This window comes from Sphingopyxis sp. 10G20-10 (genome assembly GCF_057365075.1).
On record NZ_CP195117.1, the window covers coordinates 1442088 to 1460369 of the forward strand.

Genomic DNA, 18282 nt, shown 5'->3' on the forward strand with positions numbered 1-18282 from the left:
CTGTTGCAGATAGGTCACAAATGGCGGGTAAAAATCAAACCTTGCACTCTGATCTGTTGACGCGTGGTGTCTCGATAATACAGGAGGACCGCTCTTGCCGGTGTCTCCCCTATGAGGGACGGTCGCGTCCCCGCCCGGCAATCTGGAGAGTGAATATGACATTGCGATCAATGATGCTGGGTGCCACCATGTTGTGCGCCGCAACCACCCCTGTTCTGGCCTTTGCCCAGGACACCGCCCCGACTGACGATACGGATTATGGCAATGCCATCATCGTTACCGCGAGCAAACGGTCACAGACATTGCAGGATACGCCGGTCGCCGTTTCGGTAACATCAGCACAGCAGATCGAAGAATCGCAGATCCGCGACCTCATCGACCTGCAATCGGCGGTTCCCAGCTTGCGCGTGTTGCAGCTGCAATCGAGCGCCAACACCAACTTCATCATTCGTGGTTTCGGCAATGGCGCCAATAATGCCGGCATCGAGCCCTCGGTCGGGGTTTTTATCGACGGCGTTTATCGGTCGCGCTCAGCGGCTCAGATCGGTGATCTGCCCAATCTGGAGCGCGTCGAAGTTCTGCGTGGTCCGCAATCGACGCTGTTTGGCAAGAACGCCTCGGCCGGCGTCATCAGCATCGTCACGCAAAAGCCGCAGTTTACCTTCGGCGGCTCGGTCGAAGCGACTTATGGAAATTTTGACGCCGTGACCGTCAAAGGCGATGTAACCGGCCCAATCAGCGATACGCTGGCTTTCTCGCTCGGCGGAAATTACAACCGCCGCGATGGCTATGCACAGGATTTGAACCTGGGCACTGACGTCAATGACCGCAACCGTTGGGGTGTACGTGGCCAGTTGTTGTTTGAACCGACCGATGCGCTCAGCATCCGTTTGATCGGCGATTATGACAAGGTTGATGAGAATTGCTGCATCGCCGGCAATGTTGTTGCCGGTCCGACGATTGGAATCACCAACGCCCTGGTTGGCGGCCCCAGCGTCGATGCGAATAATCCGTTTTCCTTTGATGTTTACAATAATTTCCTGTCGACGAACCGGATCGAAAATTACGGCGGTTCGGCGCAGATTGACTATGACATGGGCGCGCTCGCGCTGACGTCGATCACGGCCTATCGCGAAGTTCGCGCTGACACCAATCAGGATTCGGATTTCACCAGTGCCGACCTGCTGGGCCGCAACAGCCAGAATCTAGGTATCGACACCTTCACTCAGGAAGTGCGGTTGACGTCCGATTTTGACGGCCCGGTCAATTTCCTGTTGGGCGGCTATTATTTCCACGAAAAAATTGACCAGCAAAACGACATTCAGTTCGGCGCGGATTTCCGTAACTATGGCAATGCGTTGATTCAGGCCGCCACCGGTGGGGCGCTAAGCGTGCCCGCACTGGAAGGAACTTTGGGCGCGCTTGATGGCGATCCTACCCAATATGTTGGCGCCTTTTTCCGTACCGGTGACGGTCTTGATGAAGCCTATAAATTGAAGGACGAAGCTTATTCGATCTTCGGTACGGTTGATTTCGACGTTACCGATCGACTGACCCTGACCGGCGGGTTCAACTATACCAAGGACCGCAAACATTTTTCGACCAACGTCATCAGCAATGACGTTTTTTCGGGCATTGATCTCGACGCACCGCAATATACGCCGTTCCGTCAGGCTCTGCTGATCGGTGGCGGGGCTGATGCGGCTACCGCAGCCTTTTTGGCGGCGAACCCGACCATTGTTCTGCCCGACGGCAGCAGCGCCAACCCGCTGGCTCCGCTCAAGGCGTTCCAGTTTCTGCCGCCTTTCGTCAACGTGCCGAACAGCGTTGAACCCGGCAAAACGAGCGACGGCGATCTGGCTTACAGCCTGCGCGCTTCTTATGAGCTGACCGACACGGTCAATGTCTATGCGACCTATGCAACCGGGTTTAAGGCTAGCTCGGTCAACTTGTCGCGTGACAGCCGTCCGCTGGCGTCGAATATTGCCGCCATCAACGGCGCTGGTCTGGCGACCCCGAACCTGCGCAGCGGTTCACGCTTTGCCGGACCGGAAGATGCAGAAGTCTATGAATTCGGGCTCAAAGGCCAATGGTCGCTGGTGGCGCTCAATCTGGCGGTGTTCAAACAGTCGATCAAGGGGTTCCAGTCGAACGTCTTTAACGGCACGGGCTTTGAACTGGTCAACGCCGAAAAGCAGTCGACCTTTGGTGTCGAATTTGACGGGTCGGTGCGGCCGGTCGAAGGGTTGAACCTGAATCTGGCGGTCACTTATCTCGACCCCAAATATGACCGCTTTACCAATTCGTCGTTCGGCGACATTTCGGGCGCCACCCCGGCGGGTATCCCCGCGCTGTCCATGTCAGCCGGCGGAACCTATACGCATGAGTTTGCTGGCGGCACCAAGGCCGTGTTGCACGCGGATTATCTGTATGAGAGCCCGGTCGATGTCGTCGACGGGCTGGCCGGTTTCTCGGCTGGTTTTGTCGGCGGATTGCAGCGTGAAGTGAACCAACTCAACGCCTCCTTCACCATCAAGCTGGTCAACGGGCTGGACGTGGGCGTCTGGGGTCGCAACCTCACCAACGCGCAATATCTGACCACGATATTCCCGGCTGTGGCGCAAGCAGGCAGCGTGTCGGGCTATCCCAGCCAGCCGCGCACCTATGGTGTGACCGGTCGGTTCAAATTCTAAACGGGTAATCGGGGCAGGGGCGGCGCGCGCGCCCTCTGTCTTGGTTCGCCTATTGTTTAGCGGACAAAAAACGACCCGGCCATTCGATGGAATGGCCGGGCCTTTTTTGTTTCACTGGTCAGTCGAGGGTTAGAATTTGACCCCGGCTGCGATGCCGTAACGGCGCGGTTCCAGCGTAAAGATGTTGGTGTAGTTCCCCGACGACTGGTCGGTGATGTACAGGCCGGTGACGCTGTTGGCATCAAAGACATTCTGGATGAACCCTTTGACGAACCATTTGTCATCGGCACTGTTCAACTGCAGCTGGGCATTGACCTGGGCATAGCCTTTGATCTTGTTGACGTTGCCGTTGAAGATGCTGCCATAGCTGTCGCCGGTATAGGCAAGGTCAAAGCGCGGAACGAGCGTCATGTCGCTGTCGCCCAGGTGCGCCGTATATTGGATGCCAGCGCTGAACTTATAGTTCGGTGCCTGCGGCAACTTGTTGCCCTTGATGTTGACGGGGATACCGGCGGAGAAGACCTGTATTCCGGCTGTATCAAAGACGGTCGGGTCGAACACACCGGGGATACCGGCTGCAAAGGCTTGCAACGCACCGCAGACGCTGAAGGCACCCGTAGAGGCGATCCCGCCGTCGGCCGGGAAGGGTGTTGTGGGCTGCAATCCGGCACCTGCCGCCAGTCCTGGCACTGCGCCAGCGTTGATCGCGCCGTTGACGGCGTTGACGAAGGCGTTGGCACCTGCTGCATTTCCAGCGGTTCCCGGTGCAACAGCGCAGTTCGCCGCATTGGTGATGTCCTTGATAATCACCGAGTCAGCACGGCCACCGCCAAAGTCGCGCGGGTTGCTGGTGAATTTGTCTTCAGATACTTTGGTATGCAGATAGCTGAAACCCAAATTGATAACCCAATCGGGATCGGGGCGAACAATGCCTTCAGCTTCAAACCCGTAAATGTCAGCACCGACATTGTCGTTGACCGCCGTACGGGCGACGATCTTACTCAACTGAAGGTCCTTATATTTATAGTAAAAGCCGGTCAGGTTCAGCTGGAGTGCACCATTGCCAAAAGTGTTCTTTGACCCGATTTCAAACGCATCGACCTGCTCGGGTTTGAATGATTCAGGAACGGCAAAGATCGGTTGCAATGGTGGGTTGATACCGCCCGATTTATAGCCGCGCGAGTATGAGGCATAAATCAGATTGTCCGGCGAAATTTTGAAGTCGAGGACGGCCCGGCCCGTCAATTTGTTGAACGAAACGCTGCGCGTTTGGAACAATTGATTGCCAGGCGTGCCCGGGTCGGCATCAAAAGAGCCGACAAATGGCGAGTCAAATGCCGTTCCGGTTTGCCCGAAGGGGACGAGGAAGCTGGCAAGGGTTGACCGCGCGATAACTGTTTTCTTGTCGTTATTGTAGCGCAAACCAAGGGTCAGCTTCACCCGATCATTGAACTCAAAATAGGTTTCGCCGAAAATCCCGTAAGATTTGATTTTCAGATCATCCGTGTTGTTGCGGAAGAATGGAGTACCGAGATAGGACGGCGGAAGCGGGCCAGCCGGAGGACCATTCGTCGCTGCGGTAAAGGCCCCCAAAACGCCCGACAGATAATCGATTGGGAAGGCGTTCACATAATAGCTGTTCTCGGTCAGATGATAATCGGCATAAATGCCACCGAGCAGGAAGTTGAACGGCCCGTCGAAATCGCTGCTTACAATGCCTTCTGCCGACCAACTGCTGTTATATTGGTTTGACCGGTCGAATTGCAGGGGTGTCGCGGCACAAAAACTATTGCCACCGAAGGCACCAAAGCCTGTATCATCGGCCTGCGATGCGCAGAGTTGCCCGGTGGGGCCGTCCGGAATCAGCGCAGCGGCGATGGGAGCGAAATATGGTGTGAACCCCGGACCAAACGCGCCGCCTGCTGCTGCCTGCAATGTTGCAAGACCACCTGCATAAAGCGAGCGGTCCCCGACATTGCTGTTGTAATCCTGCATCGCGTCGAGCTTGACCTTTTGATACTGGCCAGAAAGCTGTGCCTTGATCGGCCCGAAATTATGCTCGATCCTGCCCTGCAGCGTTAGTTCGCTGGTGAAATATTGAGGTGTGAAGGCGGTGTTAACGACACGCGGATCACTGGGGACTGTCGTGTTGGCATAGATGTCTGGGCCATAGAGGCTGCCGAGCGCGAATGCGGTAGGGATTCCCTGTGTTGCGAGGAATTCCTGGGAGGTCAGCGCTGCCGTGAACGTGGCATTGCCGTTAAATGGGGAATTGTCCAGGCGGGTGTTCAAACACCCAAGAATGCCGGTTGGATCGCGCTGGCATTGTTGTTTCTGAATGCGTGTGCGATTGTCGCGTTCGTGGAAATAGGATGCCAGGAAATCAACCGAGGTGTCGGGGCTGGGTTCCCAACGCAGCGAACCGCGGATCGAATATAGATCGCGGTCGTCGATGCGGGTGTTGAGGAATGTGTTCTTGGTATAGCCGTCGCGGTTCAGATAAATGCCTGCGACGCGCAGGGCCAATGTGTCGCCAATCGGGATGTTGACCATCCCTTTGACCTTCATCGAATCATAATTGCCATATTCGCCCTCGGCCGAAGCCTGAAAGACGCCCATTTTGGGTTTGGCAGTAATGACGTTGACCACGCCCGACGTCGCGTTACGTCCGAACAGGGTGCCCTGTGGACCACGAAGAACTTCGACGCGTTCCAGATCAAAAAATTCGGTTTCGAACAGGCGGGTTGAGAACAGCGGGTCGCCGTTCAAGTGAATTGCGGTGGCGCTGTCGCAAGTCGTTCCGACGCACAGATCGCCGATGCCGCGAATGGTAAAGCTCGCGCCGGTGAAGTTGGTCTTGGTAAAGGTGACGTTCGGCAGGGTCAGTTGAAGGTCAGAAGGCGTCTTGATCTGCTGCGCTTCGAGTGCTTCGGCAGAAAAGGCGCTGACCGCGATCGGCACATCCTGCAGTCGTTCCGACTGGCGTTGGGCGGTAACGACGATTTCGCCCCCAAACGCGTCACGCTCGGGTGCTGCAGGCGCATCCTGAGCGAGTGCCGGACTCGCCAGCGTCATCGCCAGGACCGAGGTTCCGATCAATGCCTTGCACTTCATATTCTTTCCTCCCTCTTACAGACCGATTGTTGCGGGCTGCTGATGATAATCAACCATTTTGGGAGGGGAATTTTGCGCGCAATCATCCTGACGCCAAATCCTGATGGACTGGCGCTGGGCCATGTACACGCTGCCAGCTGTGCTGGTCATCATCCTCTCCCGTCGGTGCTGGGGAAGCCCCGACCTCTCCGATTCCGACCCGCTTGAACGGGTTCTGTATCCACATAAAGCTGCGCCTAGTTGACCAAAGCGTCAAGTCACTTGTTTGCGATGATGTTGCGAAATGAAATTATCTTACAACAAAGTTGAAAAATGCCCGTTTCCGCAACGTCACCCTTGATTCAGGACGAAATAAATTGGGCGTTAGCTCTTGCCCCGGACGCTATTCCCCCCGAAATGTGCGACATGTTAGCAACAGTGAAAGCGAGCAAATGACGAAAAGCAGCATAGAGATTGGCGCCGATGGCAAGCCCGTTGTTCCCGACTCTGTCGCGGATGCCGTGCGCACGCTGATCGAATGGGCGGGAGAGGATCCGGCGCGTGAAGGATTGCGCGACACCCCGCACCGCGTTGCGCGGGCATGGCTCGAATATTGCCAAGGCTATCAAGAGGATCCGGCGGATCATCTGAGCCGCACTTTTCAGGAAGTTGGCGGCTATGACGAGTTGGTGTTGCTCCGCGACATTCCGTTTCAGTCGCACTGCGAACATCATATGGCGCCGATCACCGGCAAGGCGTCGATCGCCTATATGCCCAAGGATCGGGTCGTCGGCATTTCCAAACTGGCACGCGTGCTGCACGGCTATGCGCGGCGATTGCAGGTGCAGGAACGGCTGACTGCTCAGGTCGCGCAATGTATCTGGGATAATCTCCAGCCGTCCGGCGTCGCCGTGGTGATTGATGCACAGCATGGCTGCATGACCGGTCGCGGCGTCCGCACGCCGGGTGTCGGCATGGTGACAAGCCGCTTGCTTGGCTGTTTCCTAGATGATCAACGCAGCCGCAAGGAAGTGCTGAGCCTGATGGGATATTGACCCTGTTCTCGGAGAGTCTAGCGCCGCCACATCCGCGTCAGATGGTGCTGGACGGCTTGCAGCCGCGTATAGTTGTCGGGCTCCATCTTTAATCCCTCAAGTGCCGCCACTTCATTGAGCTCATAAATTATTCCGCGATGCGCCACGTTGGGGATCACACTCTGGATGAAGGTGATCGCGACCAGTCGTTCGCCTTTCAATATGGGTTCGACCTCATGCAGTGTATGCGAGGGGTAAATGATTGCCGTGCCCGCAGCCCCTTTGAATCGCAAATCGGCATCGCCAAGCTGAACATGCAGCGCGCCGCCTTCATAGCTGTCCGGATCGTTCAGGAAAATTGTTGCACTAACATCGGTGCGGATGGGGCCATTAGGCAAAGAGATATAGGCAGCGTCAGGGTGCAGACCATAGTGCATACCGGGCGTATAGCGCGTCATCATTGGCGGCGCGATGCGGGCCGGCAGAGCGAATTCCATAAATTCTGGATTTGCGAGCATTGCGTCGAGAATCATTTGGGATGATTTGTCATAGGCGGCGGCGTCGTGCAGCTGCAGGTTATTTTTGATCTGTGAATGCGGGTTGCTGATCTTGCCATCGACAAAAGCGGCGTTCGCGGCAATGGCACGTAGTTCGTCAAGGCTCGCTTCGTCGAGTAGGTCGATTTGCTTGAACATTTAGTACGTCCCTAAGTCTTGCTGATTGGCAGATCGCCGAGATTTTCGTAGCGCGCCATAATCGATTCCACCCATTTCATGCCGGCGTCAATGGCATCACGATGCCGTGAAGCCGCATCGTGTTGCAGCTCGCGGCGAAGGGCGGGGCTATAGCGATGCTCCGGGGCTTTGGAATATTGGTGCATGACAGGGCCAGCCAACAATGCCTCGATCTCTGCCGGTTCTATGGGCAGGTTCAAATGTCGCATTATGGCGCCTAACTGTTCTTCGGGGCGGCGTAAAAAATCCTCGAAGTCTTGCCATCGCGTCTGGCCGTTGTCGGCGGAAAGCGTTCGCAATGCCGTCGCCATTTCACAAAGCCAGCCCATCGCGATGCGCGTGACGGGAGGCAATTCCCACAGCTGAAAAGGGAAATCTGGCAGCATCTGATCCAGCCGGGTGATTCTTGCCGAGGCCATGGTCAACGCCTCCTGCGTCGAGGCCGGTCCAGCAAGCATTGTTTCAAGATAACGATCAAGCGGCGTAAAAAGAAACAGCGCGCGTGCGCTCGATCCGATCAGCTGGTCGGCAATGCTCGTCACGAAACTGGTTGTCTTGATCTGTGCCTGCTGGTGGGGCGCACAGAAACTGTTTAGCCATCCCAGAATCTGCTGTCGACGATTGGAATAGTCTTGCGTATTCCAACAGGCGCCAGCGGTGCTCAGTTGGCCATGAACTTCGGCCAATGTTCGGAGCAACAGCGGCTCGCGCAGGGGCAGAATTTTCTCACTCTGCGACACGAGACGCGACAATAAAGTTGAGCCGACATGGCCGATATGAAAGATAAACTGTCCGTCGCCGACGCTTTCGGGAGGTGACGTGTCAGGCCAAGCCGCCCATTGTCGCGGCATCGCGTCATGGAATAGTCGCTGGTCAAGAAAACTGGCATTGCGAATGTCTGCGTCGGTTACGTCACACAGCAGGATGCGGTCATTAACGACATCGGCCATCATCGGAAACCGCCTCGTGCCAGCGGTTGTCCCTGCTCTATGCTCTTTTTTTGTCATGGGTCAGGCGGATTGTAACGCTTCACAAAGGCAATCAGCGATTTCAGCATTGCGATGCGTGTTGGTGATCGCGACAACCAATGATCTTCATCGGGCAGCTTGATCAATTCAACAGACTTGCCGCTGTCTTCCAGAGCGTCCTCCATAACCTTGCTTTGCTTATAGGGCACCACCGTATCATCTTCACCGTGGATCAACAAAATAGGTGCGTCAGCGCGCGCGGCAAAGTTGCGAGGCGACACTTCAGACAATTCACGGCCCTTTCCGATTTCTATCGCGAGGCCGCGTTTTAGCATCGGATTATTGCCACTTTCGCGTAAATCGGTGGAAGTCATAAGCTTCAAATCGCTTACTCCCGCAACCGATACCGCGCAACGATACAGGCCCTGCTGCAACGTAACGCCTGCAAGCGCGGCATAACCGCCATAGCTAGCCCCGACTATACAGGCACGCTTTGGATCGACAATTCCTTGTTTGGCCAGATAGGCAAGGCCATCGGAAATATCTGATTGCATCTTACGGCCCCATTCGCCGCGTCCTGCGCGCATGAAGGCGGCATCCTGATTGGTCGAGCCACGGAAATTGGGCTGAAATACGGCATAGCCTTGCGCCGCCATTGCCTGCGCCCACCAGTCGAATGTCGCATCATCCTGCGCTGTTGGGCCGCCATGAGGCAAGAGGATGACCGGCAGATTCTTGGCCTCTATAGCGGGCGGCAGGGTCAGGATTCCGCTGAGTGCCAAACCGTCTGCCGCCTGATAGTCCACCGTTGAGATCGCGCCGACACTTGCGGCGGGAATTTTGGGTCGCTCATAGCCAATGGCATTGGCCGATAGGGCAGCGCGATCGAGCTGCCACCAAGTGCCTGAATCCTGATTGCCGCTGCTACGTGCGATGAAATTATTCATTTGGTCATCCCAGCTGACCAGCCGGAAATGAACTTTGCGAAACGCGTGCTTGATCTTGCCGACCCAAGCATTGAGTTTCGGGTCGAAAAACTGAATACCGACTGCAGGGTCCTGGCTGCGATAGCCGATCAGCAATCCCGTGCGCGGATGGAAGATCAGTTCTTCCAAATTTATGTCTGCAAACATCTCTTTTGGCAGCGACTGCATATCAAGTGGCGCTTCGAAAGCACGAGAGATGCTGGTATCTTCGTCCTCCAGAAAATATATGATTCCCTTCCCATCGGCGCTCATGCCAGCCAATGAAACGCCGCCTTGGGGGCTTGTCCCGCTGGCCAAGGTTTCGCCATCGACATTTCGGATCGTCCAATCGCCGGTCTTTACTACGACATTCAAAATCGCGGCAATATTCCCGTTGGCATCGATCTGCCAATCGCGCCACTCACCTTGGCGTGCCGGGCCATAGATTCGGGTGACTTTTTTGTCGGCTAGGCCGACGCGGAATAGGGACCTGCTACCGCCCTGAAAGATACCGCCGGCCGCAGCGTGATCGCCAGCGGCCAGTTCGATCCCACCGAAATATCCGACTTGTTCGCCATCAACCAATCGGGTTCCGAATTGCCCGAAGGTTCCGGTGGCGATGTCGCGCTTGTTGGCAAACAACCAATTAGGATCGTCTCCATTAAGCGGCACAAAGACGGTTCGCGAAATTTCATATTGGTCGGCAGTGAAATTCTGGCCCAGATTTTCGGTTTGCGAAATAAGCAGCATGACCTGATCATTGTCGGCCCAATCCATGGCGCGGACCTTTTGGTCAGCAAGGACAAATTTTTTCACGACCTTGCCGGCTTGCGTGACCAGTAAAACCAACTTGTCGTCAAGTGTAACCAAGAGGGCAATTGATTTGCCGTCGGGAGAAATCGCCGCATTTTCGAACGCCGGAAGGGCACCAAAATCCTCGATCTTCGGTGCCGCGTTGGCGGCCGTTGTCAGGAAAAGCGTGGACGTCAGCACGCTTGCAGCAAATAATATGGCAGTCCATTTTATCCAACCCAGCATTTTCTACTCGCCCCCTATGTATCACGTCTCTACTAAGCCTTGCAGAATAGACGTCAAGCATCGGGCATGATGCGCGGGATATGGTCATGAAAAAGGGCTCCGAATCCGAAGATCGGGAGCCCTGATTCTTGGCAGACTGAGTGGAAACGATTATTTTTCGTTGGTCTCTTCTTCCGACGTCTCGTCAGCAACTGTGGCATCAGCCTCAGCTTCTGTCTCTGTCGTTGCTTCGCCATCGTCCGAGTCAGCCGTTTCTGAAGGCGGCGTTGCGTCGTCAAATTCGTCTTCGCTGTCGGGCTCAAGGGCCGTTGCGGCGATTTCTGCCTGTTCTTCTTCGAACATGGCAGCGATAACGTCGATACCTTGCTTTTGCAGCTCGGCCTCGTCGGGCGAGCGCGCAACGTTGACGCCAACGGTCACGACAACTTCAGGGTGCAAGCGCACCTTGACGTCGACGAGGCCCAGCGCCTTGATCGGGCGTTCGAGCTCGACCATCGCTTTGGTCACGCCTTCGACGCCGGTTTCGGTCAGCGCTTCGGCAATGTCACGAACCGAGACCGACCCGTAAAGCTGGCCGGTGTTCGATGCCTGGCGGATCAGGACGATCTGCTTGTCATCGACATTCTTGGCATGGCCTTCGGCGGCGGTGCGGCGCTCGGCATTGTCGGCTTCGATCTTGGCACGATTGGCTTCGAACAATTTGCGGTTGGCTTCGTTCGCACGGAGCGCCTTGTTGTTCGGGAGCAAAAAGTTGCGGGCAAAGCCGTTCTTGACGGTGACGATATCGCCAATACCGCCCAGCTTCTCGATACGTTCGAGCAGGATGATTTCCATCGGACTAGCCCTCCTTATTTCACAATGTAAGGCAGCAGGCCGATGTGGCGGGCGCGCTTGATCGCACGGGCCAGCTCACGCTGCTTCTTGGTGGAGACGGCGGTAATCCGCGACGGGACGATCTTGCCGCGCTCGGACAAATAGCCCTGGAGCAGACGAACGTCTTTATAGTCGATGACCGGTGCGTCCTTCGCCGTGAAGGGGCAGGTCTTGCGGCGGCGGAAAAAGGGGCGTGCCATATCGGTTCTCCTATTCGTCGCCGTCGCGGTCACGACCGCGGCCGCCACGACGTTCCTGCTTGCGCATCATGACCGACGGACCTTTTTCATGTTCGTCGACGCGGATGGTGAGCCAGCGGATGATATCTTCGTTGATTGCGGCCTGCCGTTCGATTTCGGCTACCGCTTCGCCCGAAACATCGGCCGACAACATCACATAATGACCCTTGCGGTTCTTCTGGATTTTGTAGGCGAGCTGCTTAAGGCCCCAGGTTTCGGTCTTTTCGACCTTGCCTTTAAATTCGGTGATGACGTTGGTGACGGTTTCCGCCAGCGCGTCGACCTGAGCTTGGCTCAGGTCCTGACGCGCGATAAAAACATGCTCGTAAAACGGCATGGTGCGCTTCCTTACTTTGGCCGATCGTTGATCTGCGCCAATCGCAGACCCCTCCGGCTGTCGTCGTTGCGTTGCGAATCTGTGCAAAGCAAACGGGGCGACGGCATTGAGCCTCGCCCCGATGGCTGCGCCTATACAGCAGTGCGCGGGGGAATCAAGCGGGGATGTCGCCCAGCTTGCCCAGCAATTCGCGCCCGAACTCGGTCAGCGTGTCGTCGCGCGCGCCGAGGATGAGAATGCGGTCGCCGGGCTTAGCTTCGTCCAGCATGGCGGCGCCGCAATTGGCGCGTGTGGTTAGATGGACGGCATCGCCGCCGCCCGCAACAATATCGGCGACCAGCGCCTCGCTGCCGATGCTGCGGTCGACGGTGCCGCCGAAATAGACGGGATCGCAGACGAAAAGCTTGTCACCATCGCGCATTGCGGTGGCAAAGCTGGCCGCGAGTAGCTTGCCCATCTGGCGCAGCGGGCCATAGCCATGTGGTTGAAAAAACAGCAGTGCGCGGCCGGGGAGTTCGGCGACGGCGGCTAGGGTCGCGGCGACTTTATCCGGATTATGCGCGAAATCGTCGATCATAGTGACGCCGTTGGATTGACCCAGCACTTCATAGCGGCGGGCAAGACCTGCGAATGTCGCGAGCGCTCGGACAGAGTCGGCGACAGATATATTGACGGCGCGGGCGGCGGCCATAGCGGCGAGCGCGTTGGCGGCATTGTGGCGGCCGGGCATTGCCAGCTTCACATCGTGCCGGTCGCTGGCAAAGCTGACGGTAAAGCGGCTGCCATCGGGCAGCGCTTCAAAATCGCCGCCACGCATGGCGGCCCCGTCGCCAAAGCCAAAGGTGATCAGATTGGCGCCTTTTAGCAGCGGCGCAGATTCGGAATCGTCGGCATTGATGACGGCAATTCGTGCTTTGGACGAAAAATCTCCAAATAGTTGGTGCAACTCGTCCAGGCTTTTGTGATCGAGGCTGATGTTGGTGACGACTGCGACGTCGGGCGTATAAAGCGCAATTGAGCCATCGCTTTCGTCCACCTCGCTGACATAGGTTTCGGTTCCACCGGCAAGGGCGCTGGCATAGGGCTGATCCGGACCCGAAAAATTGCGCATCACGGCGCCGTTCATCACCGTCGGATTGCGGCCAGTCTGGTGCAATATCCATGCGACCATGGCGGTCACGGTGGATTTGCCGCTGGTGCCAGCGACCCCGATCGCGCGGTCGGCGGCATTGAACAGCGCGGCGTTGAGCTCGGCGCGGGTCAGGCGTGGGCAGCCGAGAGCCTTTGCCGCCGCTACATCGGGCACGCTGTCTTCTACCGCTGCTGAAGCAACAAGCGTTTGGCCCTTGGTAAGCCCGCTGCCATCTTGTTCAAACAGCCGAACGCTCTGCTTTTCTAGCCATGCAAATTTGTCGGGCGTGCGGCCTTGGTCATGGCTACGGTCGGAGCCTGCGACCTGTGCGCCGCGGGCCGCGACGATCATGGCGAGCGGCAACATGCCCGATCCGCCGATGCCGCAAAAGAAATAGGATTTGTTTTCGTCCATCGCGGCGCGTTATGGCTTGTGCCATGAATTGGCAAGACAGGGGTTGGTTGCAACATGCGTATCGGAATAGTTGCCCCCAGCACCCCGATCCTTCCCGAAGATGCAGAGGGCGTGCGGGCGTTGGCCAGTCTGGGCTATGCCGACGCCGAACTGGTCTTTGATCCGCAATGCTTTGCCAGCGCCGGTCATTTCGCCGGCGATGATGCGCTGCGGTTGTCCGCCTTGGTCGATATGGCCAACCGCCCCGACATTGATGCGATCTGGTTCGCGCGCGGGGGATATGGCGCGGCGCGGATTGCCGAGGCGGCGGTGGCGGCGATGGGACCGGCTGCACGGGACAAGGCGTTTCTTGGCTATTCGGATCAGGGCAACCTGCTCGGCTGTTTGTATCGCGAAGGTTTTGACCATGTCGCACACGGACCGATGGTAGCTGATCTTCGCCGTGAAGGCGGCGAGGCAGCGGTGTTGCGCGCGCTCGACTGGCTGGTCGCGCGCGATCCCAGAGCGTGTGAGGGCGGTTTGCAACATGGCGCGCGCCATGCAGCGTTCAATCTGATGACCTTGTCGATGCTGCTCGGTACGCCGCTGGAGCCCGATCTGGCGGGCCATATATTGATCGTTGAAGAGGTCAGCGAGCATCTTTATGCTTTTGACCGCGCCTTTTTTCATGTGGCGACCAATTTGGCCCAGCGGGGGCTCGCCGGACTGCGTCTGGGGCGGGTGAGCGATATACCAGAGAATGACCGGCCCTTTGGCATTGAAGCCGAAGACATTGCGCGTTTCTGGTGTGATCGCTGCGGTATAAACTATCTGGGCCGCGCCGATATCGGCCATGATGCCGATAATAAGGTCGTCCCCTTCGGCTTGCATCGCGCCGGATGAGGCAATAGGCGCGGCGCACGCAATTTTAACAGGGGACGCAAAATGCGCGCATTTCTTTTTCCGGGGCAGGGCAGCCAATCGGTCGGCATGGGCAGCGTGCTCGCCGCTGCGTCGCCGGTGGCCCGCGAGGTTTTTCAGGAAGTGGACGAGGCGCTCGGCCAGCATCTGTTCAAGCTGATGACCGAGGGGCCGGAGGATCAATTGACCCTCACCGAAAATGCCCAGCCCGCGATCATGGCCAACGCCATCGCGACGCTGCGGGTGCTGGAAAAGGAAGGCGGCGTGACGCTGTCGGCCAAGGCCGATTATGTCGCTGGCCACAGCCTTGGTGAATATAGCGCGCTCTGTGCGGCGGGGGCCTTTGATCTGGGGACGACGGCGCGGCTGCTCAAACTGCGCGGACAGGCGATGCAGGCGGCGGTGCCGGTTGGCATCGGCGCCATGGCGGCGCTGCTGGGGGCCAATGTCGATCAGGCACAGGCGCTGGCCGATGCCGCCGCTGAAGGCGAAACCTGCACCGTCGCCAATGACAATGACCCGTCGCAGGTCGTGATTTCGGGACATAAAGGCGCGATTGAACGGGCAATCGCGCTGGTGAAAGACCATGGCATCAAGCGCGGTATCTTGCTGCCCGTGTCAGCCCCCTTTCACTGCCCGCTGATGCAGCCTGCCGCCGACGCGATGGCCGAAGCGCTGGCGGCCAATCCGCCGGGGTCGCCGACGGTGCCTGTGGTCGCCAACGTCACCGCCTCGCCGGTCAGCGAGCCCGATGAGGTTCGCGAACTGTTGGTCGAACAAGTCACCGGTCGTGTCCGCTGGCGCGAAAGCGTCGCCACAATGGAAGGCGCCGGCGTGAGCCATTTTGCCGAATTCGGCGGCAAGGTGCTCGGCCCCATGGTCAAACGCAGCGCATCGGGCGACGTCGATGTCGCAAGCGTGATGAGTATGGACGACATAGAGGCGCTGCTGAAAGCGCTCTAAGACAGGAATTCAGGAGAAACATATGTTCGATCTCACAGGAATGACCGCGCTTGTTACCGGCGCATCGGGCGGTATTGGCTCGGCTATTGCGCAGGCCTTGGCGGGGCAGGGCGCAAGGATTGCGGTTTCGGGGTCCAATGCGGGCAAGCTTGATGCTTTTCGCGACACGCTTGGTGGCGATCATGTGGCTTTGCCCTGTGACCTTGGCGATGCTGCGGCGGTTGATGCGTTAGTGCCCTCGGCAATCGAGGCACTGGGACAGCTTGATATTCTCGTCAACAATGCCGGGGTGACGCGCGACAATCTGATCCTGCGGATGAAGGATGACGAGTGGACCGATGTCATCCGCATCAATTTGGAGGCCAATTTCCGCCTCGCGCGTGCCGCCGCCAAACCGATGATGAAGGCGCGCTTTGGCCGCATCATTTCGGTGACGAGCGTCGTCGGGGCGACCGGCAACCCAGGACAGGCCAACTATGCCGCGTCCAAGGCGGGGGTCGTTGGCATGTCCAAGGCGCTGGCACAGGAATTGGCGAGCCGCGGCATCACAGTGAACTGCGTCGCACCGGGCTTTATCGTGTCGGCGATGACCGACGGATTGCCCGACGCGCAAAAGGACGCGCTCAACGCCCGCATCCCGATCGGGCGTATGGGTGAGGGTAGCGACATTGGCGCGGCGGTCGTCTATCTGGCATCGCGTGAGGCCGGCTATGTCACCGGCCAGACCGTCCATGTGAACGGCGGGATGGCGATGCTGTCCTGACGCGCGGGCGTTAGAAGCTTGCCCGCGCGGTCAAGCGAATGTCGCGACCGGGCAGCGGCGCATAATCCTTGGTAAAGCTGGCGTGGCGGCGGGCGTCGACATCGAGCAGATTGTTCGCAGCCAGCGTCAACGACAGATGCTTGGTCTCGGGCAAGGGGCGCCATGTCAGCGACAGGTTGACGAGGGTGAAGCCCTTGGTCGGAGTCTCGAAGGCCGCGATCCGGTCCTGATGGTCGGTCCATTCGACCTCGGCGCGCGCGTCTATATGGTCGCTGTTGGCCTCGATCCCGCTTAGCACGCGAAGCGCGGGGATACGGGGGACATTGCCCTTGGTGCCGCCAGTGATTTTGGCGCGGGTCATGTCCGCCGTGACATCGCCGGATACGTCGAACCCGCCAATCTGGGCAATCGGGGCCTTGCCTTCAAATTCGAAACCCCATGTTCGGGCCTTGTCCTGATAAAATTGGAAAACGGGCAGGTCGTCAAGCGTCAGGCCGGTGTCCTGTTCATAGATGAAACCGTCGAACCAGCTTGCGTAGCCGGTCAGCGCCAGTGCAAAGCCGTCGCGGTTGATCTTGATCGAGGATTCGCCGCCCCAACTGGTTTCCTTGCCGAAATTCGGGTTGCCGCGTTCATAGGTTAAGGTTGCGGCATGGGGCCCGTCGGCCAACAGCTCTTCGGCGGCGGGTGCGCGCTCGCTATGCGATCCCGACACACTCAGCTTGACCCCATCGGCAACCTTCCAGCTCAGGCCACCCGCGCCCGACAGAGCGTCAAAGCTGCGGTTGTAACCGATGGTCGAGGCCTTGATGCCTGAATTTTCATAGCGCAGCGCGCCTTCGGCGGTAACCGCACCAAATTCATATTCCTGTAGCGTGAACAGTGCTTTACGGGTGGTTTCATTGGGCGGCAGGAATGCTTCGTCGCCAATCGCGGCGAAATCACGGAAACTATATTGCAACCCGCTGGCACCGCGCCAGCCACCACGGTCATTTTGCGCCAGTTCGGTACGGAACTCGATGCCTTTGTTGAGGAAGGTGGTTCCCGGCACGCCATCGTCAAATTCGGTGTGTGCATAATCGCCATAGGCACCGCGGATACGCAGCTTGTCGAACAAACCGTCACCCAGACTGACTTCGCCGCGCAGGTCGAGGCGGTATTGGCGCAGTTTGATGGTGGGCTCCTCGCCTATATCGGCGCGCGGCGGGGTGCCATATTGACTATCGAGATAGCCGAACGACAATCCGAGTGACCCGCCATCATTGACGAAGGCTCCGCCAATCCCGACGCTGGTGCTGGTGCTGGCGGTATTGGGGATGCGACCGCGACTGTTGGCGGCGGAGGTCAGCCGCTCTGCCTCGGCAGCATCACCATTGTTGGTTGCATCGGATGCCAGCATCAGCAGCGACTGGCGCAGCGGCTCCGCATAGATCAGTCCGCCGACGCGGACATCATTAGACTTGCTGTAATTGCCATCGACATGCACCACGAATTGCGTGCCGACCGGAACGTCGACCGAGGCGCCGACGCTCTTGTCATCGGCGGCGCTTCCATAACTGGCAAGTGCGTCGACATGGAACGGGGATTCGGGGATGCCGCGCGGAATGCGGCGATCAAAGACATTGACCGCGCCGCCTATCGCCTGACTGCTGAACAACAGCACCGACGGGCCGCGCAGCACTTCTATCCGCTCGGCCGTCAGTGGGTCGATGGTCACGCCATGGTCGGCAGAAGTGGACGAAGCATCGATCGACCCCAGACCATCAACCAATACGCTCACGCGCTCACCCGAAAATCCGCGCAAGACAGGTCGCGATGCGCCGGGGGCAAAGCTGGTCGCCGATACACCGGCCTGATGCGTCAGGGTGTCGCCGATCTGGCCGCGAATGTCCTGCGCCAGTTTTTCACCCTCCATCACCGTCACATTGCCCAGAATATCGAGGCTACGGACATAAGGAGCCGTCACGATGATTGCCTGATCCGTGTGATAATCATCGTCGCCGGTCGGCGGCGTAGGGGGCGTTCCGGCTTGCTGGGCAAAAGCAGGTGATGCGAGCAACAGCGTGAGCGTAAGACAAGCGGAAGCGAGTTTGCACATGGTAAGTTATGTCCTTTGGATGGAGAGAGGCCCGTGTT

The 18282-nt window shown here is 58.0% G+C and carries 14 protein-coding genes; 5 read left to right on the forward strand and 9 right to left on the reverse strand.

The genetic code is table 11. The features are described from left to right. Positions 1-155 precede the first annotated feature (155 nt). The gene (locus ACR3XE_RS07075; RefSeq protein WP_473698333.1) at positions 156-2693 is read left to right on the forward strand and encodes a TonB-dependent receptor; all 2538 of its coding nucleotides are present in this window, start codon (positions 156-158) and stop codon (positions 2691-2693) included. A 129-nt stretch (positions 2694-2822) separates the two neighbouring features. On the opposite strand, the gene ACR3XE_RS07080 is transcribed toward ACR3XE_RS07075, so the two are convergent. Beyond that, positions 2823-5807, reverse strand: coding sequence for a TonB-dependent receptor (locus ACR3XE_RS07080; protein WP_473698332.1), 2985 nt, complete (start codon positions 5805-5807; stop codon positions 2823-2825). 431 nt (positions 5808-6238) lie between these two features. Here ACR3XE_RS07080 and folE point away from each other — a divergent pair, with 431 nt between their 5' ends. Further along, positions 6239-6841 carry a GTP cyclohydrolase I FolE gene (gene folE, locus ACR3XE_RS07085; protein WP_473698331.1) on the forward strand — a complete coding sequence of 201 codons (603 nt, stop codon included), beginning with the start codon at positions 6239-6241 and terminating at the stop codon, positions 6839-6841. Positions 6842-6858: 17 nt separating this feature from the next. Here the strand turns inward: folE and ACR3XE_RS07090 are convergent, their stop codons facing one another. The 7 genes from ACR3XE_RS07090 to ACR3XE_RS07120 form a co-directional block, all read right to left on the reverse strand. After that, on the reverse strand, positions 6859-7515 hold the full coding sequence (locus ACR3XE_RS07090) for a Fe2+-dependent dioxygenase (RefSeq protein ID WP_473698330.1): 657 nt from the start codon (positions 7513-7515) through the stop codon (positions 6859-6861). A gap of 11 nt (positions 7516-7526) precedes the next feature. Next, positions 7527-8240 carry a hypothetical protein gene (locus tag ACR3XE_RS07095; protein ID WP_473698329.1) on the reverse strand — a complete coding sequence of 238 codons (714 nt, stop codon included), beginning with the start codon at positions 8238-8240 and terminating at the stop codon, positions 7527-7529. A gap of 317 nt (positions 8241-8557) precedes the next feature. After that, complete coding sequence (locus tag ACR3XE_RS07100; protein ID WP_473698328.1) at positions 8558-10525, reverse strand: alpha/beta hydrolase family protein; 1968 nt, start codon at positions 10523-10525, stop codon at positions 8558-8560. A 150-nt stretch (positions 10526-10675) separates the two neighbouring features. Then, positions 10676-11359, reverse strand: a complete 684-nt coding sequence (gene rplI / locus ACR3XE_RS07105; protein WP_473698327.1) for a 50S ribosomal protein L9 — start codon at positions 11357-11359, stop codon at positions 10676-10678. 14 nt (positions 11360-11373) lie between these two features. After that, positions 11374-11598, reverse strand: coding sequence for a 30S ribosomal protein S18 (gene rpsR / locus ACR3XE_RS07110; RefSeq protein WP_473698326.1), 225 nt, complete (start codon positions 11596-11598; stop codon positions 11374-11376). A gap of 10 nt (positions 11599-11608) precedes the next feature. Continuing rightward, positions 11609-11974, reverse strand: coding sequence for a 30S ribosomal protein S6 (gene rpsF / locus ACR3XE_RS07115; protein ID WP_473698325.1), 366 nt, complete (start codon positions 11972-11974; stop codon positions 11609-11611). 154 nt (positions 11975-12128) lie between these two features. Continuing rightward, positions 12129-13520, reverse strand: coding sequence for a Mur ligase family protein (locus ACR3XE_RS07120; RefSeq protein ID WP_473698324.1), 1392 nt, complete (start codon positions 13518-13520; stop codon positions 12129-12131). Between the two features lie 54 nt (positions 13521-13574). Between ACR3XE_RS07120 and ACR3XE_RS07125 the strand changes: the two genes are divergently transcribed. Genes ACR3XE_RS07125 through fabG form a run of 3 tightly spaced genes read left to right on the forward strand, consistent with a single transcriptional unit; the run spans position 13575 to position 16146 of the window. Next, the gene (locus ACR3XE_RS07125; RefSeq protein WP_473698323.1) at positions 13575-14402 is read left to right on the forward strand and encodes an LD-carboxypeptidase; all 828 of its coding nucleotides are present in this window, start codon (positions 13575-13577) and stop codon (positions 14400-14402) included. Between the two features lie 42 nt (positions 14403-14444). After that, complete coding sequence (gene fabD, locus ACR3XE_RS07130; RefSeq protein ID WP_473698322.1) at positions 14445-15383, forward strand: ACP S-malonyltransferase; 939 nt, start codon at positions 14445-14447, stop codon at positions 15381-15383. A 22-nt stretch (positions 15384-15405) separates the two neighbouring features. Further along, positions 15406-16146, forward strand: coding sequence for a 3-oxoacyl-[acyl-carrier-protein] reductase (gene fabG, locus ACR3XE_RS07135; RefSeq protein WP_473698321.1), 741 nt, complete (start codon positions 15406-15408; stop codon positions 16144-16146). A gap of 10 nt (positions 16147-16156) precedes the next feature. Here fabG and ACR3XE_RS07140 read toward each other — a convergent pair whose 3' ends face one another. Continuing rightward, positions 16157-18244, reverse strand: a complete 2088-nt coding sequence (locus ACR3XE_RS07140) for a TonB-dependent receptor (protein ID WP_473698320.1) — start codon at positions 18242-18244, stop codon at positions 16157-16159. Positions 18245-18282 lie beyond the last annotated feature (38 nt).

Excerpts from the sequence above, each read along its gene's own strand:
- ACR3XE_RS07140 (WP_473698320.1), bottom strand. The coding sequence starts at position 18,244 with ATGTGCAAACTCGCTTCCGCTTGTCTTACGCTCACGCTGTTGCTCGCA.
- fabD (WP_473698322.1), top strand. The coding sequence starts at position 14,445 with ATGCGCGCATTTCTTTTTCCGGGGCAGGGCAGCCAATCGGTCGGCATG.
- ACR3XE_RS07100 (WP_473698328.1), bottom strand. The coding sequence starts at position 10,525 with ATGCTGGGTTGGATAAAATGGACTGCCATATTATTTGCTGCAAGCGTG.
- rpsR (WP_473698326.1), bottom strand. The coding sequence starts at position 11,598 with ATGGCACGCCCCTTTTTCCGCCGCCGCAAGACCTGCCCCTTCACGGCG.
- ACR3XE_RS07075 (WP_473698333.1), top strand. The coding sequence starts at position 156 with ATGACATTGCGATCAATGATGCTGGGTGCCACCATGTTGTGCGCCGCA.
- rplI (WP_473698327.1), bottom strand. The coding sequence starts at position 11,359 with ATGGAAATCATCCTGCTCGAACGTATCGAGAAGCTGGGCGGTATTGGC.
- ACR3XE_RS07080 (WP_473698332.1), bottom strand. The coding sequence starts at position 5,807 with ATGAAGTGCAAGGCATTGATCGGAACCTCGGTCCTGGCGATGACGCTG.
- fabG (WP_473698321.1), top strand. The coding sequence starts at position 15,406 with ATGTTCGATCTCACAGGAATGACCGCGCTTGTTACCGGCGCATCGGGC.
- folE (WP_473698331.1), top strand. The coding sequence starts at position 6,239 with ATGACGAAAAGCAGCATAGAGATTGGCGCCGATGGCAAGCCCGTTGTT.
- ACR3XE_RS07120 (WP_473698324.1), bottom strand. The coding sequence starts at position 13,520 with ATGGACGAAAACAAATCCTATTTCTTTTGCGGCATCGGCGGATCGGGC.
- ACR3XE_RS07090 (WP_473698330.1), bottom strand. The coding sequence starts at position 7,515 with ATGTTCAAGCAAATCGACCTACTCGACGAAGCGAGCCTTGACGAACTA.
- rpsF (WP_473698325.1), bottom strand. The coding sequence starts at position 11,974 with ATGCCGTTTTACGAGCATGTTTTTATCGCGCGTCAGGACCTGAGCCAA.
- ACR3XE_RS07125 (WP_473698323.1), top strand. The coding sequence starts at position 13,575 with ATGCGTATCGGAATAGTTGCCCCCAGCACCCCGATCCTTCCCGAAGAT.